This is a genomic window from Acidovorax sp. sif0632 (assembly GCF_019218805.1).
GTDB classification, from domain to species: Bacteria; Pseudomonadota; Gammaproteobacteria; order Burkholderiales; family Burkholderiaceae_C; genus Acidovorax; species Acidovorax facilis.
In genome coordinates, this window is record NZ_JAHUWW010000004.1 from 95,270 (window position 1) to 119,522 (window position 24,253).

At 65.9% G+C, this 24,253-nt stretch carries 20 protein-coding genes; 14 read left to right on the forward strand and 6 right to left on the reverse strand.

What is annotated here, in order from left to right:
• Positions 1-53: 53 nt before the first annotated feature.
• The 8 genes from KW832_RS14130 (at position 54) to KW832_RS14165 (ending at position 9,766) form a co-directional block, all read left to right on the forward strand.
• Positions 54-704, forward strand: a complete 651-nt coding sequence (locus KW832_RS14130) for a DNA-deoxyinosine glycosylase (protein ID WP_055401459.1) — start codon at positions 54-56, stop codon at positions 702-704.
• A gap of 9 nt (positions 705-713) precedes the next feature.
• Positions 714-1,478 carry a hypothetical protein gene (locus KW832_RS14135; RefSeq protein ID WP_055401461.1) on the forward strand — a complete coding sequence of 255 codons (765 nt, stop codon included), beginning with the start codon at positions 714-716 and terminating at the stop codon, positions 1,476-1,478.
• Between the two features lie 41 nt (positions 1,479-1,519).
• On the forward strand, positions 1,520-3,313 hold the full coding sequence (locus KW832_RS14140) for a GspE/PulE family protein (RefSeq protein ID WP_218300450.1): 1,794 nt from the start codon (positions 1,520-1,522) through the stop codon (positions 3,311-3,313).
• A gap of 285 nt (positions 3,314-3,598) precedes the next feature.
• Positions 3,599-4,087: a tripartite tricarboxylate transporter TctB family protein gene (locus KW832_RS14145; RefSeq protein ID WP_055401465.1), complete on the forward strand. Its 489-nt coding sequence runs from the start codon at positions 3,599-3,601 to the stop codon at positions 4,085-4,087.
• A 15-nt stretch (positions 4,088-4,102) separates the two neighbouring features.
• Positions 4,103-5,614, forward strand: coding sequence for a tripartite tricarboxylate transporter permease (locus KW832_RS14150; protein WP_055401467.1), 1,512 nt, complete (start codon positions 4,103-4,105; stop codon positions 5,612-5,614).
• Between the two features lie 163 nt (positions 5,615-5,777).
• Positions 5,778-7,034, forward strand: coding sequence for a DUF3422 domain-containing protein (locus tag KW832_RS14155; protein ID WP_228896822.1), 1,257 nt, complete (start codon positions 5,778-5,780; stop codon positions 7,032-7,034).
• A gap of 146 nt (positions 7,035-7,180) precedes the next feature.
• The gene (locus KW832_RS14160) at positions 7,181-8,803 is read left to right on the forward strand and encodes a gamma-glutamyltransferase family protein (RefSeq protein WP_218300451.1); all 1,623 of its coding nucleotides are present in this window, start codon (positions 7,181-7,183) and stop codon (positions 8,801-8,803) included.
• Positions 8,804-8,836: 33 nt separating this feature from the next.
• On the forward strand, positions 8,837-9,766 hold the full coding sequence (locus KW832_RS14165) for a DMT family transporter (RefSeq protein ID WP_218300452.1): 930 nt from the start codon (positions 8,837-8,839) through the stop codon (positions 9,764-9,766).
• A 42-nt stretch (positions 9,767-9,808) separates the two neighbouring features.
• On the opposite strand, the gene KW832_RS14170 is transcribed toward KW832_RS14165, so the two are convergent.
• Complete coding sequence (locus tag KW832_RS14170; protein WP_228896545.1) at positions 9,809-10,786, reverse strand: M48 family metalloprotease; 978 nt, start codon at positions 10,784-10,786, stop codon at positions 9,809-9,811.
• 10 nt (positions 10,787-10,796) lie between these two features.
• The gene (locus tag KW832_RS14175) at positions 10,797-11,408 is read right to left on the reverse strand and encodes an SH3 domain-containing protein (protein ID WP_121505639.1); all 612 of its coding nucleotides are present in this window, start codon (positions 11,406-11,408) and stop codon (positions 10,797-10,799) included.
• Between the two features lie 64 nt (positions 11,409-11,472).
• Here KW832_RS14175 and KW832_RS14180 point away from each other — a divergent pair, with 64 nt between their 5' ends.
• From KW832_RS14180 to KW832_RS14190, 3 genes are all read left to right on the forward strand, one after another.
• On the forward strand, positions 11,473-12,303 hold the full coding sequence (locus tag KW832_RS14180; protein ID WP_218300453.1) for an SDR family oxidoreductase: 831 nt from the start codon (positions 11,473-11,475) through the stop codon (positions 12,301-12,303).
• Positions 12,304-12,611: 308 nt separating this feature from the next.
• Positions 12,612-13,721, forward strand: coding sequence for a TRAP transporter substrate-binding protein (locus KW832_RS14185; protein ID WP_255577757.1), 1,110 nt, complete (start codon positions 12,612-12,614; stop codon positions 13,719-13,721).
• Positions 13,718-16,399: an EAL domain-containing protein gene (locus KW832_RS14190; protein ID WP_218300454.1), complete on the forward strand. Its 2,682-nt coding sequence runs from the start codon at positions 13,718-13,720 to the stop codon at positions 16,397-16,399. The genes KW832_RS14185 and KW832_RS14190 overlap by 4 nt, the downstream gene beginning before the upstream one ends.
• A 12-nt stretch (positions 16,400-16,411) precedes the next feature.
• On the opposite strand, the gene KW832_RS14195 is transcribed toward KW832_RS14190, so the two are convergent.
• Positions 16,412-17,311: a DMT family transporter gene (locus KW832_RS14195; RefSeq protein ID WP_218300455.1), complete on the reverse strand. Its 900-nt coding sequence runs from the start codon at positions 17,309-17,311 to the stop codon at positions 16,412-16,414.
• 140 nt (positions 17,312-17,451) lie between these two features.
• Here KW832_RS14195 and KW832_RS14200 point away from each other — a divergent pair, with 140 nt between their 5' ends.
• Positions 17,452-18,435 (forward strand): quinone oxidoreductase, encoded by a 984-nt coding sequence (locus KW832_RS14200; protein WP_121505643.1) that lies wholly within the window; start codon positions 17,452-17,454, stop codon positions 18,433-18,435.
• Positions 18,432-19,289, forward strand: a complete 858-nt coding sequence (locus KW832_RS14205; RefSeq protein WP_218300456.1) for an NUDIX domain-containing protein — start codon at positions 18,432-18,434, stop codon at positions 19,287-19,289. The genes KW832_RS14200 and KW832_RS14205 overlap by 4 nt, the downstream gene beginning before the upstream one ends.
• Here the strand turns inward: KW832_RS14205 and KW832_RS14210 are convergent.
• Positions 19,243-20,292 carry an NAD(P)H-binding protein gene (locus tag KW832_RS14210; protein ID WP_218300457.1) on the reverse strand — a complete coding sequence of 350 codons (1,050 nt, stop codon included), beginning with the start codon at positions 20,290-20,292 and terminating at the stop codon, positions 19,243-19,245. The two genes, KW832_RS14205 and KW832_RS14210, sit on opposite strands and share 47 nt — an antisense overlap.
• A 95-nt stretch (positions 20,293-20,387) precedes the next feature.
• Between KW832_RS14210 and KW832_RS14215 the strand changes: the two genes are divergently transcribed.
• A complete protein-coding gene (locus KW832_RS14215) occupies positions 20,388-21,299 on the forward strand; it encodes a LysR family transcriptional regulator (RefSeq protein WP_218300458.1) in 912 nt (303 codons plus the stop codon).
• A gap of 121 nt (positions 21,300-21,420) precedes the next feature.
• Here the strand turns inward: KW832_RS14215 and KW832_RS14220 are convergent, their stop codons facing one another.
• On the reverse strand, positions 21,421-23,073 hold the full coding sequence (locus tag KW832_RS14220; protein ID WP_121422825.1) for a Na/Pi cotransporter family protein: 1,653 nt from the start codon (positions 23,071-23,073) through the stop codon (positions 21,421-21,423).
• Positions 23,074-23,393: 320 nt separating this feature from the next.
• Positions 23,394-24,221: a phosphodiesterase gene (locus KW832_RS14225; protein WP_218300459.1), complete on the reverse strand. Its 828-nt coding sequence runs from the start codon at positions 24,219-24,221 to the stop codon at positions 23,394-23,396.
• Positions 24,222-24,253 lie beyond the last annotated feature (32 nt).

The window sequence follows — 24,253 nt, forward strand, 5'->3', positions numbered from 1 at the left end:
TTTTTTTGAGGATGTCGCGGGGTTGCTGACGGGTTTCGGTTCAGAATCGGCGGATGCCCGACGCCGCTCTGACGCAGCCCCCTCCGCTCCCTGATGCTCCGGCGCCAGCCCCGCCGGTGCGCCTCCAGGGGCTGCCGCCGGTGGTGTCTGCAGGCACGGTGGTGCTGGTCCTCGGAAGTTTTCCGGGGGCTGCCTCCTTGCGGCTGCGCCAGTACTACGCACACCCGCAAAACCATTTCTGGAAGATCTTGCAAGCGCTGTGGCCGCAGCATCCCTTGCCGCCCGCAGGGGCCGAAGGGTATGCCGCACGTTGCGACTGGTTGCTGGCAAGGGGGCTTGGCCTGTGGGATGTGTATGAGAGCTGCGAGCGGGAGGGCAGCCTGGACACCAGCATCCGCAATGCGCAGGTCAACGACTTTGCGCGCTTGCAGGCGGTGTGTCCGCAGCTCGCCGCCGTCGCCCACAATGGGGGTGAGAGCTTCAAGCATGCCCCGGCGGTGCTCAGCAGCTTCCGGCCCCCCCGCGCTGCGGCGCATGATGATGTGCTTTCCGATCAGCGCGTGGGCACGGGTTCCGGGCCTGGTTCCGCCCGCTCTATCGCATCGCACCGTCTGCCCTCGACCAGCCCGGCCAATGCCTCCTGGAGTTTTGAACGTAAATTGGCTGCCTGGGCGGACCTGATGGCGGCCCACCGCCTGCTTTGATTGTTGTGAATGACCCGCAAAAAAGAAAAATCACAAGAACTGCCCGAAGTCAGCGTCTCTGATGACGGCGAAGTGCGCCACCTGCACCTGGGCACCCCGTGGATTCAGGGGTCCATGCGCGTTGCAGAGCCTTTTGAACTGGAACTGGAGTACGTGCAGCGCATGATGGCGTGGCTGTTGTTTGCCGACCTGCCCCAGGTGTCCAAGGGGCACGCCATGCAGCTCGGGCTGGGGGCCGGTGCCATCACCAAGTTCTGCCACAAGAAGCTGCGCATCTGCACCACGGCCATCGAGCTCAACCCACAGGTCTTGGCGGTGTGCCGGCAGTGGTTCAAGCTGCCGCCCGATGGCCCCAAGCTGCGGGTGGTGCTGGCCGATGCGGCGCAAGAGATCAAGAACCCCATGTGGCAGGGCACGGTGGATGCGCTGGCGGTGGACCTGTACGACCATGAGGCCGCAGCGCCGGTGCTCGACAGCGCAGACTTCTACGCCGACTGCCGCGCCTTGCTGACCGACACGGGGTGCATGACGGTCAACCTGTTCGGGCGGGCGTCCAGCTTTGAGCGCAGCCTGCAGAGCATGGCGGCGGCCTTTGGTGACAAGGCACTCTGGGCCTTCAAGCCCACGCGAGAAGGCAACACCGTGGTGCTGGCCCAGAAGACGCCAACGCGCCCCAAGCGGGCGGAACTCGACGTGCAGGCGCAGGCCATCCAGGCGCGCTGGGACCTGCCGACCACCAAATGGCTGCGGGCATTCAAGCCCGTCGCGGCCTGAGCCCCCGGGCCGCCCACAGCCCCGTTTCGGAAAGGTATCTGATGAAAACAATCTCCGCTTCCCTGGCCAGCACTGCGGCGCGACCCTACGTCGGTCCCGTGGACTGGCGACGCATGGTGCAGTGGCTCAGCGATGACGAAGTCATCTCCCAGGAAGAAGCTCAACGCACCATCGCCCGCTGCTCGCAGGCGGAAAGCTCCCAGCATGCGCTGGTGCGCCTGGCCAACGTGGCCATGGAACGTGCCAGCGATGGCAAGCCGCTGGACATCGAGGCGTTGTCTGAGTACCTTGCCAAGCGGGCAGGCCTGCCTTATTTGCGGATTGACCCGCTCAAGGTGGACGTGGGGCGCGTGGCCGAAACCATGAGCGCCACCTATGCAGAGCGCCACAGGGTGCTGCCCGTGCAGGTCACCCCCAAGGAAGTGGTGGTGGCTACGGCCGAGCCCTTCATCGAGGACTGGGTGGCGGAGGTGGAGCGCCAGTCCCGGCGCACGGTGCGCCGCGTGGTGGCCAGCCCGCTGGACATTCACCGGTTTACTGCAGAGTTTTTTGCCCTGGCCAAGTCCGTGCGCGCCGCGCAGAAGGCAGGGGGCAACTCCGGGGGCAGCAGCTTCGAGCAGCTGGTGGAACTGGGCAAGAGCAACAAGCAGCTCGACGCCAACGACCAGGGCGTGGTCAAGGTGGTGGACTGGCTCTGGCAATACGCCTTTGACCAGCGCGCGAGCGACATCCATCTGGAACCACGGCGCGACCAGGGCGTGATCCGTTTTCGCATCGACGGCGTGCTGCACCCGGTCTACCAGATGCCGATGGGCGTGCACAACGCCATGGTCTCGCGCATCAAGCTCCTGGGCCGCATCGACGTGGTGGAAAAGCGCCGTCCGCAGGACGGCCGCATCAAGACGCGCAACCAGCGCGGGGACGAGGTGGAAATGCGCCTGTCCACTCTGCCCACGGCGTTTGGCGAGAAGATGGTCATGCGGATCTTTGACCCGGACAATGCCGTCAAGGATCTGGACGCCCTGGGCTTTGCCCAGCACGATGCCGAGCGCTGGGAGGCGCTGGTCAAGCGCCCGCACGGCATCATTCTCGTGACGGGGCCGACGGGCTCGGGCAAGACCACCACGCTGTATTCCACCTTGAAGCGGGTGGCGACCGAAGAGGTGAACGTGAGCACGGTGGAAGACCCGATCGAAATGATCGAGCCCAGCTTCAACCAGACCCAGGTGCAGCCCCAGCTCGACTTCAACTTTGCCGAGGGCCTGCGTGCCCTCATGCGCCAGGACCCGGACATCATCATGGTGGGCGAAATCCGCGATCTGGAGACGGCCGAGATGGCCATCCAGGCCGCGCTGACCGGGCATCTGGTGTTCTCCACACTGCACACCAACGACGCCCCGTCGGCCATCACCCGCATGATGGAACTGGGGGTGCCCCCCTATCTGCTCAATGCCACGCTGCTGGGGGTGCTGGCCCAGCGGCTGGTGCGCACGCTGTGCAAGCAGTGCAAACAAAAGGACGAAACGGCGCAGCGCGAAACGCTGGTGGAGGTGGTCAAGCCCTGGAAGCTCAGTGGCGGCTACCACCCCTACAAGCCCGTGGGCTGCGTGGACTGCCGCATGGGTGGATTTCGGGGGCGCATGGGCCTGTATGAATTGCTCACCGTGACCGAGGCACTCAAGGAGAAGATCAACCAGGCGCCCTCGATCGACCAGCTGCGCCGCCAGGCCGTGCAGGATGGCATGCGGCCCTTGCGTCTGGCAGGCGCTCTGCGGGTGGCAGAGGGCCTGACCACGCTGGACGAGGTGATTGCTGCGACACCGCCGCTGGAGTAAGACCTTGAACCAGCTCCGCAGGAGCAAGGGATGTCCTGCATAACTCCCTGCGGTCTGTGATAGCGCGGCCTCGGGCAGTCCGCTGCGTTGCTTTTCTTGCCAATAGCCATGCTATTGGCCGCAAAAAGACGCCTTGCGGCCTTTCCCGATCCGCACTACCACCGACGCGCGAGGGTTATGCAGGACATCCCAAGCGTTACCGGATGTAGGTGGAATCCACATCCGCGCGGGCCTTGGTTGCACGCACAATCGCGCAGTCGAGATTTCCCGCCAAGGAGACAATTCGTGAAAATCAAAAGTCAAAAAGACTTCTTTGCCGGCCTCATGTTCATGGGGGTTGGTGTTGCGTTTGCGTGGGGAGCCACCACGTACAACGTCGGAAACGGGGCCCGCATGGGCCCGGGTTACTTCCCGCTGCTGCTGGGTATCTTGCTGGCCATCATCGGCGGCGCGATCACCTTCAAGGCCACCACGGTCGAAACCCAGGACGGTGACAAGATTGGAAAGTGGGCCTGGAAGCCGCTGTTCTTCATCCTGGCTGCCAACTTTGCGTTCGGTATCCTGCTGGGCGGCTTGCCCAGCATAGGTGTCCCGGCGATGGGCCTCATCGTGGGCATCTATGCACTGACCTTCATTGCAAGCCTGGCGGGCCAGGAGTTCCACGCGAAGTCCGTGTTCATCCTGGCCACCGTGTTGGCCATTGGCAGTTACGTGGCATTCGTCTGGGCGCTCAAGCTGCAGTTCCCTGTGTGGCCGAGTTTCATCACGGGTTGAGCAGGAGCACCGACCATGGAATTATTTGACAACCTCGCGATGGGTTTTGGCGTCGCGTTCACGTTCCAAAACCTCATTTACTGCTTTGTGGGCTGCTTGCTGGGCACGCTCATTGGTGTGTTGCCCGGCATCGGCCCGGTGGCAACCATCGCCATGCTGCTCCCCGCCACCTACGCGCTGCCACCCGTGGCTGCGCTGATCATGCTGGCCGGTATCTATTACGGTGCGCAGTACGGTGGCTCGACCACTGCCATTCTGGTGAATCTGCCGGGCGAGTCCTCGTCGGTGGTAACCGTGATCGACGGCTACCAGATGGCGCGCAAGGGCCGTGCGGGCCCTGCGTTGGCGGCGGCGGGCCTGGGCTCGTTCTTTGCCGGCTGCGTGGGTACGCTGATCCTGGCGGCCTTCGCACCTCCGTTGACCGAAGTGGCATTCAAGTTCGGCCCTGCCGAGTACTTCTCGCTGATGGTGCTGGGCCTGATTGGCGCCGTGGTGCTGGCTTCGGGCTCGCTGCTCAAGGCCGTGGCCATGATCGTGCTGGGCCTGCTGATGGGCCTGGTGGGTACCGACGTGAACTCGGGTGTGGCCCGTTTCAGCTTCGACATTCCTGAACTGACCGACGGCATCGGCTTTGTGACCATCGCCATGGGTGTTTTCGGCTACGGCGAGATCATTGCCAACCTCTCGCGCCCTGACGATGAGCGCGAAGTGTTCACTGCCAAGGTGGAAGGCCTGTTCCCCACCAAGGACGACTTCAAGCGCATGATTCCTGCCGTGCTGCGGGGTACGGCGCTGGGTGCCGCCCTCGGTATCCTGCCCGGTGGTGGGGCATTGCTGGCTGCGTTTGCGGCCTACACCGTGGAGAAGAAGACCAAGCTCCAGCCCGGTGAAGTGCCTTTTGGCCAGGGCAACATCCGTGGTGTGGCAGCGCCCGAGTCGGCCAACAATGCCGGTTCGCAGACTTCCTTCATCCCGCTGCTGACGCTGGGTATCCCCCCCAACGCCGTGATGGCGCTGATGGTGGGTGCCATGACGATCCACAACATCCAGCCTGGTCCCCAGGTGATGACGAGCAATCCCGAGCTGTTCTGGGGCTTGATCGCCTCGATGTGGCTGGGCAATGCCATGCTGATCATCTTGAACCTGCCGCTGATCGGCATCTGGATCAAGCTGCTCACGGTGCCCTACCGCTGGCTGTTCCCGTCCATCGTGCTGTTCTGCGCCGTGGGTGTGTATTCGACCAACAACAACACCTGGGACATCTGGATGGTGGGTGCGTTTGGTCTGGTGGGCTACATCTTCCACAAGCTGGGCACCGAACCCGCACCTCTGCTGCTGGGCTTCATCCTGGGCCCGATGATGGAAGAGAACCTGCGCCGCGCGCTGCTGCTGTCGCGTGGCGACTGGAGCGTGTTCGTCACGCGTCCGCTGTCGGCAGGCCTGCTGGCTGCTGCGGCACTGCTGCTCATCATCGTGCTGCTGCCTTCGGTGAAGAGCAAGCGCGAGGAAGCCTTCGTCGAAGACTGACGGCACGGCCTTTTCCATCCGACTCCAGAATAACGGCACCTTCGGGTGCCGTTGTTTTTTGGTGATCTGCAGCCGCAGCACGCCCTCAGCGCCAGTACACAATGGCGGGCAAGAGGCCCGCATGTCCACTCCATTCCATCTGCCACAGCATCCCCACCGGGCGATGCTGCACAACGAAATCCACGCCCGTCCGCCCGAGGCCATGACGGCCCCGCTGGCCATTGCACACATCGTGATGCTGGCCGATGCCGCAGGGCGTGAAGCGAGCCGGGCCCATGTGGCGGCTCTGTTGCGCGACCACCACCTGGCATTGCCCGATGCGGACACCACGCACCTGCGCATGGACCTGGGGGCTTACCGTATGCGCTGGGAGCTGCACACCGAGTTTGTGTCCTGGACCTTCATGGTGCCCATGGCGGCCGACGCCTTTGGCGAGCGGGAGCCGGCCAGCGCCGCAGACGCGGTGCCCCGCGGGTGGCTGGCGGCTTTGCCCGGGCACTGTCTGTGCAGCCTGAACCTGTGGGTACTGCCCACCCACACCTTTGGTTCGGGGTCGCTGGTCAAGCATGTGCTGCATGAGGACACGCTGGTGGCCTCCACGGTGGCCGACGGGCATGGCGAGGTCTACACCGATTTTGCGATCCACGCCGATGGGTTCTCGCGCATGGTGCTGCTCGCGGGCGGCATGACGCAGCGCCGCCTGGGCCGCCTGGTGCAGCGCCTGCTCGAAATCGAGACCTACCGCATGGCTGCCTTGCTGGGCCTGCCCGCTGCGCGCGAGGCCGCCAGTGTGCTGGCTTTTGCCGAACGCGAACTGGCCGAACTGGCCGACGCCATCCGCACCGCCAACCGCGACGCAGAGCCTGCGCTGCTGGACCGCCTGACCCGTCTGGCCGGGCAGGTGGAGAGCCAGTATGCGGCCACCCACTCGCGTTTTTCGGCCAGCAGCGCGTACTTCGAACTGCTGGACAAGCGCATTCAGGACATTGCCGAATCGCGCCTGGCCGGGATGCAGACGATTCGGGAATTCATGGACCGGCGCCTCACGCCTGCACGCAGCACCTGCGAATGGGCGGCGCGGCGCCAGGATGCGCTGTCGCAACGTGTCTCCCGCATGAGCAACCTGCTGCGCACCCGCGTGGAGATCGAGCAGCAGCAAAGCAGCCAGGCGCTGCTGACCACGATGAACCACCGGCAGGATTTGCAGCTGCAGATGCAGTCCACGGTGGAGGGCCTGTCGGTGGCGGCCATCACGTACTACATCGTGGGCCTGGTGAGCTACCTGGCCAAGGGGGCGCAGAAGCTTGGTTGGCCCCTGTCGCCGGAAACCACGGCGGCCATCGCCATTCCGGTGGTGGCGGGGGGCGTGTGGTGGTCGCTGAGGCGGCTGCACCACCGGGTGTTCCGCAAGCACGGCTAGCAGGGATCCACAAGAAGACAGCTCAGCGCACCGCGGCGTGCTGAGTGCTGAGCAGGGATGCAGGGGGTGGGGCCAAGCCCGACGGGCAGGCAGGCCCTTGTCGCACGCCCGGTGTGCGGACCTGGCACGCGACCCATAATGGCTCGATGCACTTCAGCTACACCCACCCCTATGCCAGCACCCGCCTGCCGGTGTTTGCGCGCAATGTGGTTTCCACCTCGCATCCGTTGGCCGCCCAGGCGGGCCTGCGCATGCTGCAGCAGGGCGGCAATGCCGTCGATGCTGCTGTGGCGGCGGCAGCGGCCATGACGATCTGCGAGCCCGTGAGCAATGGGCTGGGCAGCGACGCGTTCTGCATCCTGTGGGACGGACAGGCCCTGCACGGGCTCAATGCCTCGGGCCGCGCCCCTGCGGCCTGGACACCCGGGTACTTTCACAGCCGCTACGGCAAGAGCCCGGCGAGCCCTCCCAAACGCGGGATCGATTCCGTCACCGTGCCGGGTGCCGTCAGCGCGTGGGTCGCTCTGTCCGAGCGTTTCGGCAAGCTGCCCTTTGCCGCGCTGATGGAGCCCGCCGCCGAGATTGCCGAGCGTGGCTACCTGGTGCCGGTGGTGGTGCAGCAAAAATGGGCCGCTGCAGTGCCTGAGCTGCAGTCGCAGCCGGGGTTTGCGGAAAGCTTCATGCCCTGGGGCCGCGCGCCGCAGGTGGGGGAGCTGTTCCAGTTTGCCGGCGCAGCCCGTGCGCTGCGCGCCATCGGGGCCACACAGGGCCAGGCGTTCTACACGGGCGAAATTGCCCAGGCGCTGGTCGCCTTCTCGCAGGGCCAGGGCGGCAGCCTGACGCTGGCGGATCTGGCAGCACACCGCCCTGAATGGGTTACGCCCATTGCCCGCAACTACCGGGGCTATACCCTGCACGAGATCCCGCCCAACGGGCAGGGCATCGCAGCGCTGATTGCGCTGGGCATCCTGGACCGGTTCGATCTGGCGAGCCATCCCGTGGATGGCGCAGCGTCCCAGCATCTGCAGATCGAGGCCATGAAACTCGCGTTTGCCGATGTGTACCGCTATGTGGCCGAGCCATCGTCCATGGCGTTGACCCCCGCGCAAATGCTCGATGACGCGTACCTGGCCTCCCGTGCCAAACTCATCGACATGAACAAGGCGCAGGATTTCGGGGCTGGCAATCCGGTCAAGGGTGGCACGATCTACCTCACTGCGGCCGACGAAAACGGCATGATGGTGAGCTTCATCCAGAGCAACTACATGGGCTTCGGCTCGGGTTGTGTGGAGCCCACCTTTGGCATCAGCCTGCAGAACCGGGGCCAGGCTTTCAGCACCGACCCGGCGGGCCCCAACCCAGCCAACCTGGTGGCACCCGGCAAGCGACCGTTTCACACCATCATCCCCGCCTTCCTCACGCAAAACGGCCAGCCCGTGATGAGCTACGGAGTGATGGGCGCCAACATGCAACCGCAGGGCCACATGCAAACGCTGGTGCGCATGCTGGACTACGGCCAGAACCCACAGGTGGCTTGCGACGCACCACGCTGGCGCTTCAATGAAGGGCTGTCGATCAACGTCGAGGCCGCCATGCCCGCCGCGACGGTGCAGGGCCTGCTGGGCCTGGGGCACCGCATGGAGGTGATCCAGGATTCCTACCAGGACTTTGGCGCCGGCCAGTTCATCTGGCGCATGGGCGATCCCAAAGTGCAGGGCTATGTGGCCGCCAGCGATCCGCGTCGCGACGGCCAGGTGGCGGGGTATTGACCGGCTGCCGCCAGATCAGGATTTGAAGAAAAAGTGGCTCCACCGCAATCTGAACAAGCGCAAGCAGCTACAAAAAACGTAGCAACCGGTCTTGCCCTGGCCCTGCTGGGCTCCATCGCCTTCAGCGGCAAGGCCATCATCGTCAAGCTGGCGTACCGCCACGGTGTTGATGCGGTCACGCTCATCATGTACCGCATGCTGTTTGCGCTGCCCATCTTCGCCGTGATGGCCTGGTGGGCCAGCCGGGGCAAGCCCCCCCTGACCCGCAAGGACTGGCTGGGCGTGCTGGGGCTGGGGCTCACGGGCTACTACCTGGCGAGTTTTCTGGACTTTGCAGGGCTGGCCTACATCAGTGCCAGCCTGGAGCGCCTGATCCTGTATCTCAACCCCACGCTGGTGGTAATGCTGGGCTGGGTGCTGTATCGGCGCGGCATCCACTGGGGGCAGGCGGTGGGCATGCTGATCAGCTACTGCGGCGTGGTGCTGGTGTTCGGCCACGAAGCCAACCTGCAGGGCACCAACGCAGCCTGGGGCACCCTGCTGGTGTTCCTGAGTGCGGTGAGCTATGCCATCTATCTGGTCTACAGCGGCGAGATGGTGCGGCGCCTGGGTTCGCTGCGGCTGGTGGGACTGGCCACCACCGTGGCGTGCCTGCTGTGTCTGCTGCAGTTTGTGGTGCTGCGGCCTTTCAGCGCTGCCGTGGTGGCGCCCGAGGTGATTTGGCTGTCTATCCTCAACGCCACGCTCTGCACGGCTGCGCCCGTGCTCATGGTGATGATGGCCATTGAGCGCGTGGGCGCTGGAATGACCGCACAGACCGGCATGGTGGGGCCGCTGTCCACCATCCTCATGGGGGTCTGGATTCTGGGTGAGCCGTTCACGGTGTGGGTGGCTGCGGGCACGGCACTGGTGATCACGGGTATTTTTGTGTTCACCCAATTGGCGCGCCGCCAAGCGCCGTGACCTGGCAGCGGAGAGCGGGTGCGCGCTCTCCTTGGGGGTGACTTATCCCGCCTTCTTTGCCGCTGCAGGCCGGGCAGAAGGTGCCGGAGCATTGGCAGGCGCACTGCCGCCCAGGCGCTGTGCAATCGACGCGCGCGACCCGCCCAGCCCATCGAGCTGGCGGCCCATGGATTGCTCCAGGTAGTCCAGGCGGGCCTGTGCGGCGGGGTGGGTGGACATCGTCAGCGTGAACATGGGGTTGTCCGGCGTGACGGTGCGCAGCTGCTGCAGCACCGAGACCAGACCGTAGGGGTCAAAACCCGCTTTGGCCGCCAGCGACACCCCGGTGCGGTCCGCCTCGAATTCGTCGGACTGGCTCAGCCCCTTGGTGTAGACGGTGCGGAACAGCGACAGCAGCTGGTCCTTGACGAGCTGCCCGGCGATGTTGCTGGTGCGGATCTGCGAAGCTAGCAGTTGCGTGCCGACCCCCGCCATGGCGCTTTGCCGGATGGCCTGGAGGTGGTGTTTGGAGGTCACGTGCGTGATCTCGTGCGCCAGGATGCCCGCCAGCTCGGACTCGTCGGCGCAGCGGTCAATGAGCCCCTTCGTCACGAACACATAGCCGCCCGGCGCGGCAAAGGCGTTGTAGCCTGCGTCGTCCAGCACCACAAAGGTCCAGGGCAGTCCGGGGCGCGACGACTGCAGGCTCACCCACCGGCCCAGGCGGTTCACATAGCGCTGCAGCGCCATGTCCGGGTGGGCGGGCTTGGCGCCCAGCAGCAGGGCGGCCAGCTGGCGGCCGATCTCGATTTCCTTGGCCTCGTCGATGTTCTCCATCGACTGCGTGAGCAGGCTGATCAGATCGTCACCCTGCGCCGCCGGAGCGGCTTTGCCCCCCGTGATGGCCGAGCCCAGCCCGCCCCCCAGGGAGTTGAGGATGTTCATCACGTTCTGGCTGTGGGCGGCCAGGGGCGCTGCGGCGAGCAGCGCGCACAAGGCTGCCGTCTGCGCGCGGCGTTTCCAGGTGGAATTCCGGTTCATGGCCATTTCCTCAGTTAGGGCTGTAGTTGGGGTCGGAGGGGTTGCTGGACCCGCTGCCGGAGCCCCGACTGGATGTGGGCAGTGCTGGCTGCGCCAGGGCGGGCACATCCCGGGATTGCAGGGACGCCGAGCTGGCGAACTGGCGCGCCTGGTCGGCATTCACCCGCAGGCTTTCTGCCCGGCCGACAGCAGCAGGATTGGGCTGCGCATTGGCGATGTCTTCAGCATCCAGGCCACGAATGCCCACCGTGGAGGTGGCCGTGGTGGTGGAGCCGCTGTTGCCGCCAAACAGCCCGCCCAGGCCTCGCAGGCCGCTGGTGGCGGCGTTGTTGGTGGGCGTGGCCGACCCCGACTGCGGTCCCAGGTCGAACATGTGCACCCAGCCGGTGGCGCCTTGCTGTGTGCTCACCTTGGTCCAGGGGCCCTTGCGCTCGTTGCTGCGCGTGACCACGGTGTTGGCCTCCAGCGGGGCCACGCTCGCACCGCTGTCGGCGGGGGTGTCGCGCAACTGGGTGGCACGCTTGACCACGGCCGCCTCCTGCGCATGCGCGCTACCTGCCAGGGGTGCCAATGCGGCCCATGCCAGCCAGGTGGCCAGGGCTCCGCGGTGCAGCCAATTCATGTTGCAGCTCTCCACTTATGATGATCTGTGAATGCTGCGGCTTGCAGCAGAACCGGAGATTGTTATGGATTTGGGTATCGCAGGCAAATGGGCGCTGGTGTGTGGCGCGAGCAAGGGTTTGGGCTATGGCTGTGCGCTGGCCCTGGTGCGTGAGGGCGTCAACGTGGTCATCAACGCCCGCAATGCCCATGCGCTGGAGCAGGCTGCTACACAATTGGTAGCTGAAGGCGCAATACAGGAAAGCGCTGGCGGCCAAAAAAGCTCCAAACCGACGGTGCTGGCGGTAGCTGCTGACATCACCACCGCCGAGGGCCGTGCTGCCGTGTTCTCCGTGACAGGTGGCCCGGGCCGTGACTTTGACATCGTGGTGACAAATGCCGGCGGCCCGCCAACGGGCGACTTCCGCGACTGGGACCGCGATGCATGGATCAAGGCCGTGGACGCCAACATGCTCACCCCCATCGAACTGATCAAGGCCACAGTGGACGGCATGGCTGCGCGAGGCTTTGGCCGCATCGTCAACATCACCTCCAGCGCGGTGAAGGCGCCCATCGATATCCTGGGTCTGTCCAACGGCGCGCGCAGCGGGCTCACGGGCTTTGTGGCGGGGGTCTCGCGCAGCAAGATCGCTGCACGGGGCGTCACCATCAACAACCTCTTGCCCGGCAAGTTCGACACCGACCGACTGGCCGCCACCGTGACCGCTGCTGCCGGTAAGGCTGGCAAGAGCGTGGACGATGTTCGCGCGCAACAGCAGGCCCAGATTCCGGCAGGGCGGTATGGCACGGCGCAGGAGTTTGGTGCCATCTGCGCTTTCCTGTGCAGCCAGCAGGCGGGTTATATGACCGGGCAGAACGTGCTGGCGGACGGCGGCGCTTATCCTGGGACCTTCTGACCCGGGTTGAGACAGAAGGTCAACCCGTCGTCTGTGGTCACTGGCGGGCGAAGGCGATTCCCTGGCGGCAGGGCGTGGCGTTTTGCAGACAGCTTTGCCCGCCGAGGGGGAAAACTTGGTGAAGAATGGTGCCCCAGCATTCCAACCCGAAAGTACCGGAACATGACACCGCGCATCCCTCCCCAGGGCGGCCTTCCAGACCTCTATGCGATCCATGGATGCCGCTGGGGCGCTGGCATGGCCCTGGGCATGAAGGGTGCGCGGCGGTGGCCGTCCACTGCACCCCGGTTGACGAGCCAGAAGTTGCCATGCAGCCCAAACCCGCTGTGACTTCCCGCCTTCTGCACCGCATCGCTGCACTGTGCGTGGCATGGGCCGCGCTGGGTTGTTCGCCACAGGCTGTGGGCCAGCCTGCGGCCACCCCGGCAGCGGCCACTGCGCCCTACAAGCTGCGCATCGTGGGGGGGCTGGCAGGTATCAACCAGTACACCCGGCAGGAAGAGCCCTTCTGGAGCAAGGAACTGCTCCGCTTGAGCGGTGGCCGGTTCGACGCTGAAATCGTGCCCTTTGACCGAGCGGGCGTGCCTGGCGCCGAAATGCTGCGCCTGCTGCAGCTGGGTGTGGTGCCTTTTGGCACCACGCTCATGAGCTCGTTCACGGCCCAGTACCCCGAGTACACCGCACCCGATCTGGCGGGGCTGAACCCCGACATTGCCACGCTCAAGACCACGCTGGCGGCGTTTCGCCCTTACCTGGAGAAGAGTCTGCGTGACCAGCACGGCGTGGAGGCGCTGGCGATGTATGTGTATCCGGCCCAGGTGGTGTTTTGCAAGAAGCCCCTGCGCGGGCTGGCCGATCTGGCCGGGCGCCGCACGCGCGTGTCGTCATCCACCCAGGCGGATTTTGTCGGGGCGCTCGGCGGCATCCCCGTGCTGACTGGCTTCGCGCAGATCGTGCCCAGCCTCACGGCGGGCAATACCGAGTGCGCCATCACCGGCACCATGTCGGGCAACACGCTGGGGCTGCATACCATGACCTTCCATGTGCATGCGCTGCCCGTGACCTGGGGACTGGCGGTGTTCAGCGCCAACAAGGCCGCCTGGGAGGCGCTGCCACCCGATCTGCGGGCCCTGCTGCGGCGCGAGCTGCCCCGGCTGGAGGCCGCCATCTGGGAGGAGTCCGAGCGCGAAACCTCCGACGGCATGGCCTGCAACCGTGGCATCCCCGCCTGTGTGGGGGGACGCAAGGGCAGCATGGTGGTGGTGCCGGTGTCTGCGCAGGATGAACGCAGCCGCCAGGAGATCCTTGCCTCCACCGTGCTGCCGCGCTGGGTGCAGCGCTGCGGGCCGCGTTGCGCCCAGGTGTGGAACCAGACGATCGGTCCCGTCCGTGGCCTGGCTGCGGCCCCGGCGAAATGAGGGATACCACGACCCCACTGCGCATCAGGGCCTTTGTATGGGCCGGGGCGGCGGTGTTCATTGCGGCGGTGGTGATGGTGTCTGCCGCGCTGGTATGGAACGCCCGCAAGGTGGCGCTGGACGATTACGAAGCCCAGGCCACCCGTTTTGTGGCGGGTGCCGAAGCGGCGCTCAATCGTTCCCTGCTGGCGGTGGACGTGCTGCTGGCCAGCATGGACGAACTGCTGGGCCTGTCGGGTTCGATGAGCGAATGGGTGGACCCTGATCTTGCAAGCCAGCGCCTGCGCAGCTCCGCCCGGCAGAACCTGATGGTGCGCTATGTGGCGCTGCTGGACGCGAACGGCAAGACCATCGCCTCTTCCGATGCGGCTGGCAGCGCGCTGCCGCTGCAGCTGCCTCCCGGTTTTCTGGCGTCTGTGCTGGAGCAGCCCGTTTCCACCCTGATGATCAGCCCGCCGGTGGTGAGCTTTGCGACTGCCGAGCGCGTGCTGTATTTTGCGCGCCACCTGCGCATGGCCGACAGCTCCCTTGTGGTGGCCATTGCCGAATTGCCGGTGGGGGCGCTCAGCTCGGTGCTGGTCCAGGGTGTGGACATCACAGGCCTGCAAGTGACGCTGGAGCGTGCCGGAGGGCTGCTGCTGCTGAGTGCGCCCAACCGCGAAGAGGCGATCACGCCCGTGCTGTCCCCGCCACTGCAGGAGGTGGCCGCCCTGGGGCAGGCGTGGAAGGCACCCGCCCGCTTGAGTGGCGAGTCGGCGCTGGTGGTCTACCGGCCCATCCTGTACCAGGACCTGCGCATCTCGGCGAGCATTCCGCTGCGCGATGCGCTGGCAGGCTGGCGCGACCAGCGCAACGCCATTGCACTGACGGGGCTGTTGTTTGTGGCCATGATCGTGGCAGCGGGCAACCTGGCGCTGCGCTACCTGGACCGCATGTCCCAGGCGCGGCTTGCCATTGCGCAGTCCAAGGCCACCCTCGACCAGGCACTGGAGTCGATGGTGAGTGGTTTTGTACTGCTCGATGGCGAGCAGCGCGTGGTGCAATGGAACAGCCGGTTTGAGGAAATTTTCCCGTGGCTGCGCGCCGTGATGGCGCCCATGGTGCCGTTTCGGCGCGTGATGGAAGAAACCGCCCGGCACCATCTGCCGCGCGCCAGCGAGGAAGAACGCATGCGCTGGGTGGAGCTGCGGCTGCTCAAGCAGAACCAGCACCATGAGCCCCATGAGCAGGTGCTGCCCAATGGCCGCACGATCCAGATCACCGAACGGCCCACGCCCGAAGGCGGGCTGGTCATCACCTACCACGACGTGACGGCCCTGCGCCGCGCCAGCGCTGAGATTGAGAGCCTGGCCTTCTACGACCCTCTGACCAATCTGCCCAACCGCCGGCTGCTGATGGACCGCATGCAGCAGGTGATTGCGGCCAGTGTGCGCAGCGGGCAGTACGGGGCCTTGCTGTTCCTGGATCTGGACCACTTCAAGACGCTGAACGACACCATGGGCCATGAGGTGGGCGACATGCTGCTGCGCCAGGTGGCAGAGCGCCTGAAGACCTGCGTGCGCCGCGAGGACACCGTGGCGCGCCTGGGGGGAGACGAGTTCGTGGTCATGCTGCACGAGCTGTCGCTGCACAGCGAAGAGGCGGCTGCCTATGCGCGCCGCGTGGGCGAAAAGATCCTGCGCACGCTCAACATGCCGTACTCGCTGGCCGGGCTCAGCCACCACAGCACGCCCAGCATTGGGGCCACGCTCATGGGCGGGGCGCTGCAGCCCTCGGTCGATCTGCTCAAACAGGCCGACATCGCCATGTACCAGGTCAAGTCGCAGGGCCGCAATGCGCTGTGTTTTTTCGATCCGCAGATGCAGATTGCCATCAGCGTGCGCGCGCAGCTGGAGGGGGATCTGCAGGCCGCGCTGGCCGCGCGGCAGTTCGCGCTGCACTACCAGCCCCAGTTCCATCTGGACGGGCGCATCGTGGGCGCCGAGGCGCTGATCCGCTGGATCCATCCCGAGCGCGGCCTGATTGCGCCGAGCGCCTTCATAGGCGTGGCAGAAGAAAGCGAACTCATCGTGCCCATGGGCCACTGGGTGCTGCGCACCGCGTGCGAGCAGCTGGCGGCGTGGGAGAACGATGCCCGCTACCGGCACGTACCGCTGTCGGTCAACGTGAGCGCCCGGCAGTTCCGCCAGCGCGACTTCGTGGCCCGCGTGGTCGAGGTGCTGCGCGAGACCGGCGCGCGGCCCCACCTGCTCAAGCTGGAGCTGACCGAGTCGCTGGTGCTGGACAACGTGGACGACACCATTGCCAAGATGGGCCTGCTCAAGACCAAGGGTGTGCGCTTTTCGGTGGACGACTTCGGCACGGGCTACTCGTCGCTGGCCTACCTCACGCGGCTGCCGCTGGACCAGCTCAAGATCGACCAGTCCTTTGTGCGCAACCTGGGTGTGCGGCACACCGACGACGTGATCGTGCAGACCATCATCGGCATGGCGCGCAACCTGGAGCTGGATGTGATTGCCGAAGGTGTGGAAACCGCACAGCAGAAAGCCCTGCTGGCAGACTATGGCTGCCAGCTCTTTCAGGGCTATTTGCTGGGCATGCCCGGGCCGGTATCGGAGCTCGAAGTCTTGTTGCAGCAGGCCGCAACACAAGCCTCGGCCGAAGGCGCAGCAGGTTGACCCCGCCTGTCGCTATCGCCGCGACGAAACCACGATCCCGCCCACGATCAGTGCGAATGCCACACCGTGGAATAGCTGTGGGGTTTCCCCTAAAAAGGCGGCCGACAGGATGCCCGCAAACAGCGGGGTGAGGTTCACGAAGAAGCCCGCCACCGCAGGCCCGGCGCGCTCCACCCCCACGCCCCAGCAGCGATAGGCCAGCACGGCGGGGCCCACGGCGATGAAAGCCAGCGCTGCGATCAGCGGCCAGCCCCATGCGATGTGGGTGTGGCCCATCGTCCATTCCACGCCCGCGAAGCTGCCCGACCATGCCAGGCCAAACACCATCTGCGCCATCAAAAAAGCGGCCCAGTCGCCCCGGATGCGGGCGGGCTCGCTGGTGCGCGACAGCAGCCAGCTGTAGAACGCCCACGAGATGGTGGCCAGCAGCATGAACACATCGCCTGGCACGAGGCGAAAAGCCAGCAGCTGCGACCACTCGCCCCGGCTGAGCACCAGCAGCACGCCACACATCGACAGCAGCGCGCCCAGCAGCTGCCGCCGCGTGACCGTCGCGCCAAAGAACAGCGCCCCCACGGCCAGCATCCACACCGGCATGCTGGAGCCCACCAGCGTCACGTTGATGGGCGTGGAAGTCTGCAGCGCCATGTACTGCAGCGCGTTGTACAGGCCAATGCCGAGCAGCCCCAGCAGTGCATAGCGGCGCCAGTGGGGCCACAGCGGGCTGTCCTTGCGCAGCACGTTGTACGCGAGCGGCAGCAGGATGAAGAAAGCCAGCACCCAGCGGATGAAATTGAGCGTGATGGGCGGGATCAGGTCGTGCACCAGCCGGCCTGTGACGGCGTTGCCAGCCCACAGCAGCGGCGGTATCACCAGCAGCGCCGCCGTACCGGGCGTGAGTCTTTGAGTCATGGGCTGCACTGTAACGGTGCAGGGCAGGACAAGGCTTTCAGATTCATGGCAGGATGGCCGCCGTTTGTCTCGCCCGTTACAGGCCCTATCCATGCCCGTTGGGGACCCGTTCAACACCCGTTATCCAGGAGCGTTTTGCCATGAGCCTTGCCGTCCAGATCCGCCAGCACGGTGGTCCCGAAGAACTTCACATCGTTGACGTCACCGTGGGCGAGCCCGGCCCCGGCGAGATCCGCATCCGCCACCACGCCATCGGCCTGAACTTCATCGACGTGTACCACCGCACGGGGCTGTACCCCCTGAACATGCCCGCCACCATCGGCATGGAAGGCGCGGGCGTGGTCGAAGCCGTGGGCGAGGGTGTTGCGCACCTGAAGGTGGGCGACCGCGCTGCCTACGCCAGCCAGCCCCCCGGCGCTTATTGCGAAGTGCGGGTGATGCCCGCCAAGTGTGTGTGCAAGCTGCCCGATGCCATCAGCTTTGAGACGGGCGCGGCCATGATGCTCAAGGGCCTGACGGCGCAGTACCTGCTCAAGAAGACGCTGCCCGTGGAAGGCCTGCAGCCCGGCGACCATGTTCTGTTCCACGCCGCTGCGGGTGGGGTAGGCCTGATCGCCAGCCAGTGGGCCAAGGCGCTGGGCCTGCAGCTCATCGGCACGGCAGGCACCGATGCCAAGTGCCAGCTGGCCCTGGCCAACGGCGCGGCGCACGCCATCAACTATCAAAAAGAAGATTTCGCAGCCCGGGTCAAAGAGATCACCGGCGGCAAGGGCGTGAAGGTGGTGTACGACTCGGTGGGCAAGGACACCTGGGACAAGTCACTCGAATGCCTGCGTCCCTTTGGCCTCATGGCCAGCTTTGGCAACGCCTCGGGCCCCGTGGCACCGTTTGCGCCGGGTTCGCTGGGCGCCAAGGGCTCGCTCTACGTCACGCGCCAGACGCTGTTCACCCACATCGCCACGCGCGAAAGCACGCAGGCCATGGCCGACGACCTGTTTGCCGTGGTGGCCAGTGGGCAGGTGAAGATCCACATCGACCAGCGCTACCCGCTGGCCGACGTGCAGCAGGCGCACCGCGACCTGGAAGCACGCAAGACCACGGGCTGCACCATCCTCACGCTGTGACAGCCTCCTACCCCGGCGCATCGTTCGACCAGTGGCTGGTGGGCGCGCGGCAACTGGCGCACCAGCCCGCCCGCCAGCCACGCCAACCCCTGCGGGTGGCGGGGCAGGTGGTAGGGTCGGTGGCGGAAGGATTTCTAAGCAAAATAAGCCTCCAGCGCTTATTGGATAAGCGCTACCAGCTATCAATGGGTGAGCATGGCGGCGCCCCTGCATGGAGTCTGCACCTGCCGCCCCAAGCGGCCTCTGATGCCAACGTCAACGCCACCACCGATGCCCTGAACACCCTGGCCGAAGCGCTGCGCGACGCCAACCTGTGTGGCCCGTGGCGTAACGAGCAACTGGCGGTGACCAACCCCAGCGGCGAAGTCGTGGGCACCGTGGAGCGGGGTGCCGTGCGTGTGCTGGGCATCACCACCTGCGCCGTGCACCTGGTGGGCCTGGCGCCCGATGCGCGCATGTGGGTGCAAAAGCGTTCGCTGAACAAACCCAACGACCCAGGCCTGTGGGACACGTTGATGGGCGGCATGATCTCGGCCGCCGACTCGTTGCCCCAAGCCCTGGTCCGCGAGACCTGGGAAGAAGCCGGGCTGCATGTGCACACCCTTGCCGGCGTGGCGCACGGTGGCCATGTGCTGTTCAGCCGCCCCAGCAGCGAGGGGGGCGGCGCGGGGTACATGGTCGAGCGCATCGACTGGTTCCGCGCCGTGGTGCCCGAGGGCATGGCGCCCGACAACCAGGACGGCGAGGTGGACGAGTTTGCACTGCTGCCCTTGGAAGAGGTGCGCGCGCAGGTTGCCCAGGGTCGGTTCACGCTGGAAGCCGGGCTGGTGATTGCGGGTTTCCTGGGGCTGTGAGCGGCGCTTTGGCCCCTGACAGGCAGCCTAAACCCAACAGCGTGGCCTGCACCGCCGCGTCCAGCGGCGTGTGGGGCTCTTCGCCCAGCACGGCGCGCAGCGGGTCGTTGGCCATGCGCACCGGTTGCCTCCACAGGTAGCGCATCTCCCGCAGTTCGCGCAGCGTGGCCACAAACGGCGAGGCGAGTGTGACCAGCCACCACGGAAAGGCCCGCACGTGCGGGGCCGCACCACCATGTGCCACCACGGTGCGGCCAATCGCGGCGGCCATCTGCGTGCCGTCGGCGTCCCAGTGCCCGGTCATGTGAAAGCGTGCAAACGCGGGCAGTGTGGCGCGGCGCTCCAGCAACTGCACCATGGTGCGCGCCACGTCGGGCAGGTATGACCATTGGTGGCCCACGCCGGGTGCGCCGGGCAGGTTCACCGCCTTCACGGGTTGGCCGGGCTTGACGAGGCCTTGCGAGAACCAGCTGTTGCCCACCTGGGGGCCAAAGTAGTCCCCCGCCCGCACGATGAGCACGCGGCAGGTGCCCGCACTCAGCGGGTGGGGCTGGGTCGCCTGCTGCAGGCGCCGCTCCAGCTCCACGCGCACAGTGCCCTTGCGGGTGTGGGGGCGCTGCGGTGAGTCCTCGCGCAGCACCGGGAAGGCGTCGGGCCCGTAGTTGTAGATCGTGCCGGGCAGCACCACGGTGGCACCCACTGCGGTGGCCGCCGCAATGGTGTTGTCGATCATCGGCAGCACCAGCTCGCTCCAGCGCCGGTAGCCGGGCGGGTTGACCGCGTGCACGATCACGTCGCAGCCTGCGGCAGCGGCCACCACGTCCTCGCGCCGCATCGCGTCGCCGCGAATCCAGGCCATGCCGTCGCGTTGCTCCCCGGCCTGCGCCACGCCCCGGTGCAGTGCGCGCACCTGCCATCCCCGGTCGCGCAGCTGCCGCGCCACTTCGCCACCGATGCCCCCGGTCGCACCGAGAACCAGAACCGTATTGCCTGTGTTTGCCATGTTTTGCTCCAAAAAAAGTGGTGATGGATGCAGTTTGGTCGTGGGTGTTGTGAAATGGAATTACCGAAAATCAGCGCATGGCTATACATTTATGTATGACACAACCTGCACACAAAGACATTGGCTGGGAGCTGTACCGCTCGTACCTGGGCGTGGTGCAAGAGGGATCGCTCTCGGGCGCAGCCCGCGCGCTGGGGGTGACACAACCCACGGTGGGGCGCCACATTGCGGCGCTGGAGCAGGCGCTGGGACTGGTGCTGTTCACCCGCTCGCAGCAGGGCCTGCTGCCGACCGAGGCGGCGCTGGCGCTGCGCCCCTACGCGCAAGCCATGGGCCACACCGCCGCTGCTCTGGTGCGCGCAGCCGACAGCCATGGCGGCGGCGTGCGGGGCACGGTGCGGGTGACGGCCAGCGAGGTGATCGGCGTGGAGGTGCTGCCGCCCATTCTGGCGCAACTGCAGGCCGAGCACCCGGCGCTGACGGTGGAACTGGTGCTCAGCAACCGCGTGCAGGACCTGCTGCAGCACGAGGCCGACATCGCCATCCGCATGACCGAGCCCCGCCAGGACGCGCTGATCGCCCGCCGCGTCGGCAGCATTCCCTTGGGACTGCACGCCCACCCCAGCTACCTGCAGGCGCACGGCGTGCCTGAGACGCTGGCCGACCTCGCGCACCACCGCCTGATTGGTTTTGACGCAGAAACGCCCTTTTTGCGCGCCGCACAAAAGGCGGTGCCCGCGTGGCGGCGCGATCAGTTTGCAGTGCGCAGCGACAGCGATGTGGCGCAACTGGCTTTCATGCGCGCCGGGGGCGGCATTGGCGTTTGCCAGGTGGCACTGGCGCGCCGTAGCACCCCGGCGCTGGTGCATGTGTTGCCACAGCAGTTTGTGTACGGGCTGGAAACCTGGGTGGTGATGCACGAGGACCTGCGCGCCAGCCCGCGCTGCAAGGTCACGCTGGATGCGTTGTGGACGGGGCTGCAGCGCTACGTGGCGGACGTGGAGTGACGGCGAGACAACGCCGCACAGCGGCGGTGGTGAGGTGTTGCTATAAAAATAATAGCTTTTAGCGCTTATGGATAAAGCACTAGAGACCAGAAAAGGCTTGAATTTCTGCTGAAGGCGCTTCTCAAGCCTGGTCCGCCATCGCCCGCAGCCGGCTGGGCGCCAGTGCTCCGGCCGATTCCAGAATCGGGTAGGCCACCGAGCACAGCAGCGAGTTGATGCGCTTGAGTTCGCTGATCAGGTCGATGTGCAGCGAACTGGTCTCGATGCTTTGCACCGTGTTGTCCGACAGGCGCGCCAGGTGGGTGGCGGAATACGCGTGTTCCAGGTCGCGAAAGCGGGCTTTTTCTTCGAGCAGCTTTTGCGCATCGCGCACGCTGCCGTTGAGGAACACGCTCATCGCCAGGCGCAGGTTGTCGATCAGGCGGGCGTGCAGTTCGTTGATTTCTTCCATGCCGGCCTCGGAGAACTGGCGACCCTTCTTGATCTTCTTGTCCTCGATGTCGATCAGCACGCGCTCGATGATGTCGCCGATCTGCTCCATGTTGATCGTGAAGCTGATGATGTCGGCCCAGCGGCGGCCCTCGCGTTCATCCAGGGCCTCGCGCGAAATCTTGGTCATGTAGTACTTGATGGCCGAGTACAGGCCGTCCACCTCGTCGTCCAGTTTGCGCAGGTCCTGCGCCAGCTGCAGGTCGTCGGTGCGGATCACCTTGTGCAGGCCCAGCAGCATGGATTCGACCACGTCGGCCTGGTGCAGGGCCTCGCGCGCGGCGCACGAGATGGCCAGCGAGGGCGTGGCCAGGGCGGAGGGGTCCAGATGCTGGGGGCGGGTGCCCGCAGCCTGCGCCTTTTCCTTCGGCAGCAGGCGTTGCACCACGCGCGCCACTGTGCCCGTCAGGCCGATGCAGATGATGCCCACCACCACGTTGAATGCCAGGTGGAACAGCACCACCAGTGCTGCGATTTCGGGCACGTAGGGGCGCACATGCTGCAGCCACAGCCCGGTGAGCGGGGTCATGATGATGACGCCAATGATCTTGAAGAACAAGTTGCCCAGTGGCACCTGGCGCGTTTGCACGTTGGCCTTCATCGTGGTCAGCACCGCCAGTACGCCGCTGCCGAGGTTGGCACCCAGCACCAGGCCCAGCGCCACGTCGGGCGGGATGCCGCCGGAGCCTGCCAGCGCGGCGGTGAGCAGCACGGTGGCGAGGCTCGAATACGCCACGATGGCCAGGATGGCGCCGGTGAAGATCTCCAGCAGCAGGTCGCTGGTCAGCGCCCCGAGCAGCGTACGCACCGTGGGTGACTGGGTGAGCACCGTGGTCGATTCGGTGATGAGGCGCAGCGCCAGCAGCATCAGCCCCAGGCCGATCAGCACCCTGCCCACACGGCCCACGGCCGTGTCCTTGCGCGAGATGAACAGCACCACACCTGCGAAGATGAACAGGGGCGACAGCCAGGACAAATCCATCGAGAACACCACCGCCATCACGCTCGTGCCCACGTCGGCGCCCAGCATCACAGCCAGCGCGGCGGGCAGGCCCACCAGGCCCTGGCCCACGAAGGAGGACACGATGAGCGCCGTGGCCGTGCTCGACTGCACCACGGCGGTCACCCCGATGCCCGACAGCACGGCCGTGAACCGGTTGCTGACGCTGTGCGCGATCAACTGGCGCAAATTGGCGCCAAAGACACGCAGGATGCCGGTGCGCACCAAGTGGGTGCCCCAGATCAGCAGCGACACCGCTGCCAACAGATTCAAGAGATGCTTCATGAAAAACCGTTGTTTCTTCTTCTTGTGTCCACCCAAACGAGCATGCGCCATGCACTGCGCCGACGCAAGCGTTAAAGCTGGCGCCCGTGCAGGGAAGCGGTTTCATTCATTTCTGTGCCCGTAGGCGGCGGCAGGCGGGGAGGCATGAGCCTGGCTGCTCGGCTTCCGGGATGAAGAGCGCGCAGAAAATACTGCGGCACCCGGACCATTTGTCACAAAACTGACATATAAGCATACTCCTGATTGAGGAGTTGTGCAGCGATGACCCTGTCGCGGCTGGGTGCTCGGCGGTGGAGGTCTTGTCGCCAGGGCCCGTTTTTTCAGTCGATCAGCTGCCCGCCGTCATGAAACGGGTAGGGCCCCGCGTATTGGCCGCTGGCCACGGTGTGGCTGACCAGCCGCCCCCCCGCAGGCAGGGCGTGCAGCGCAAAGCCGGGCGGCTCCAGCATCCAGGCCGAGGCGGCGTTGGGCGCCAGGTCCAGCCGCACCTGGTGCGCGGGCGATGGCACGGTGGCCGCGATGGTGCCGCCAAACCGCACCTGGATGGCCCGGTGCAGGTGCCCGCAGATCACACGCTCCACCTGCGGGTGGCGGGCCACGATGGCTTCGAGCGCATCGGCGCCTTCGCGCAGGCCGATGTCGTCCATGTGGCCAATCAGCGTGCGAAACGGTGGGTGGTGCATGGCGATCACCACCGGGCGGCTGGTGTGGCGTGCCAGCTCTTCCTCCAGCCATTGCAGGCGCTCTGTGCACAGGCTGCCCTCGCTGGCGCCGGGCACCACGGTATCGAGCGCGATGAGCTGCATGCCGCCCACCGGCACACTGTACTGGATGAAGCCCTCGGACCCCAGGTAGTGGTGCTGCGGAAAGCTCGCGCGCATCTGCTCGCGGCTGTCGTGGTTGCCGGGCAGCAGGTACACCGGCATGTTCAGCGGCGTGAGCAGGGCGCGCAGGTGCTCGTATTCGGCGGCGCGGCCAAAGTCTGTCAGGTCGCCGGTGATGACGGCGGCATGGGGCGCCTGCGGCAGCCGGTTCACGCTGGCCACGGCCTCGGCCAGATAGGGCGCAGTATTGATGCGGCCATAGGCCAGGCGGCCGGGCTCGCGGATGTGGGGGTCAGACAGTTGGAGCAGCAGTGTGGTGGTCATGGCTAAAAGGCGTGCAGGCGGGGTAGGGCTGG

What these genes read in the sequence shown, in the direction of transcription:
- KW832_RS14130 (WP_055401459.1), top strand. Translation starts at nt 54, where the DNA reads ATGCCCGACGCCGCTCTGACGCAGCCCCCTCCGCTCCCTGATGCTCCG.
- KW832_RS14135 (WP_055401461.1), top strand. Translation starts at nt 714, where the DNA reads ATGACCCGCAAAAAAGAAAAATCACAAGAACTGCCCGAAGTCAGCGTC.
- KW832_RS14140 (WP_218300450.1), top strand. Translation starts at nt 1,520, where the DNA reads ATGAAAACAATCTCCGCTTCCCTGGCCAGCACTGCGGCGCGACCCTAC.
- KW832_RS14150 (WP_055401467.1), top strand. Translation starts at nt 4,103, where the DNA reads ATGGAATTATTTGACAACCTCGCGATGGGTTTTGGCGTCGCGTTCACG.
- KW832_RS14155 (WP_228896822.1), top strand. Translation starts at nt 5,778, where the DNA reads ATGCTGCACAACGAAATCCACGCCCGTCCGCCCGAGGCCATGACGGCC.
- KW832_RS14160 (WP_218300451.1), top strand. Translation starts at nt 7,181, where the DNA reads ATGCACTTCAGCTACACCCACCCCTATGCCAGCACCCGCCTGCCGGTG.
- KW832_RS14170 (WP_228896545.1), bottom strand. Translation starts at nt 10,786, where the DNA reads ATGAACCGGAATTCCACCTGGAAACGCCGCGCGCAGACGGCAGCCTTG.
- KW832_RS14175 (WP_121505639.1), bottom strand. Translation starts at nt 11,408, where the DNA reads ATGAATTGGCTGCACCGCGGAGCCCTGGCCACCTGGCTGGCATGGGCC.
- KW832_RS14180 (WP_218300453.1), top strand. Translation starts at nt 11,473, where the DNA reads ATGGATTTGGGTATCGCAGGCAAATGGGCGCTGGTGTGTGGCGCGAGC.
- KW832_RS14185 (WP_255577757.1), top strand. Translation starts at nt 12,612, where the DNA reads ATGCAGCCCAAACCCGCTGTGACTTCCCGCCTTCTGCACCGCATCGCT.
- KW832_RS14190 (WP_218300454.1), top strand. Translation starts at nt 13,718, where the DNA reads ATGAGGGATACCACGACCCCACTGCGCATCAGGGCCTTTGTATGGGCC.
- KW832_RS14195 (WP_218300455.1), bottom strand. Translation starts at nt 17,311, where the DNA reads ATGACTCAAAGACTCACGCCCGGTACGGCGGCGCTGCTGGTGATACCG.
- KW832_RS14200 (WP_121505643.1), top strand. Translation starts at nt 17,452, where the DNA reads ATGAGCCTTGCCGTCCAGATCCGCCAGCACGGTGGTCCCGAAGAACTT.
- KW832_RS14210 (WP_218300457.1), bottom strand. Translation starts at nt 20,292, where the DNA reads ATGGCAAACACAGGCAATACGGTTCTGGTTCTCGGTGCGACCGGGGGC.
- KW832_RS14215 (WP_218300458.1), top strand. Translation starts at nt 20,388, where the DNA reads ATGACACAACCTGCACACAAAGACATTGGCTGGGAGCTGTACCGCTCG.
- KW832_RS14220 (WP_121422825.1), bottom strand. Translation starts at nt 23,073, where the DNA reads ATGAAGCATCTCTTGAATCTGTTGGCAGCGGTGTCGCTGCTGATCTGG.
- KW832_RS14225 (WP_218300459.1), bottom strand. Translation starts at nt 24,221, where the DNA reads ATGACCACCACACTGCTGCTCCAACTGTCTGACCCCCACATCCGCGAG.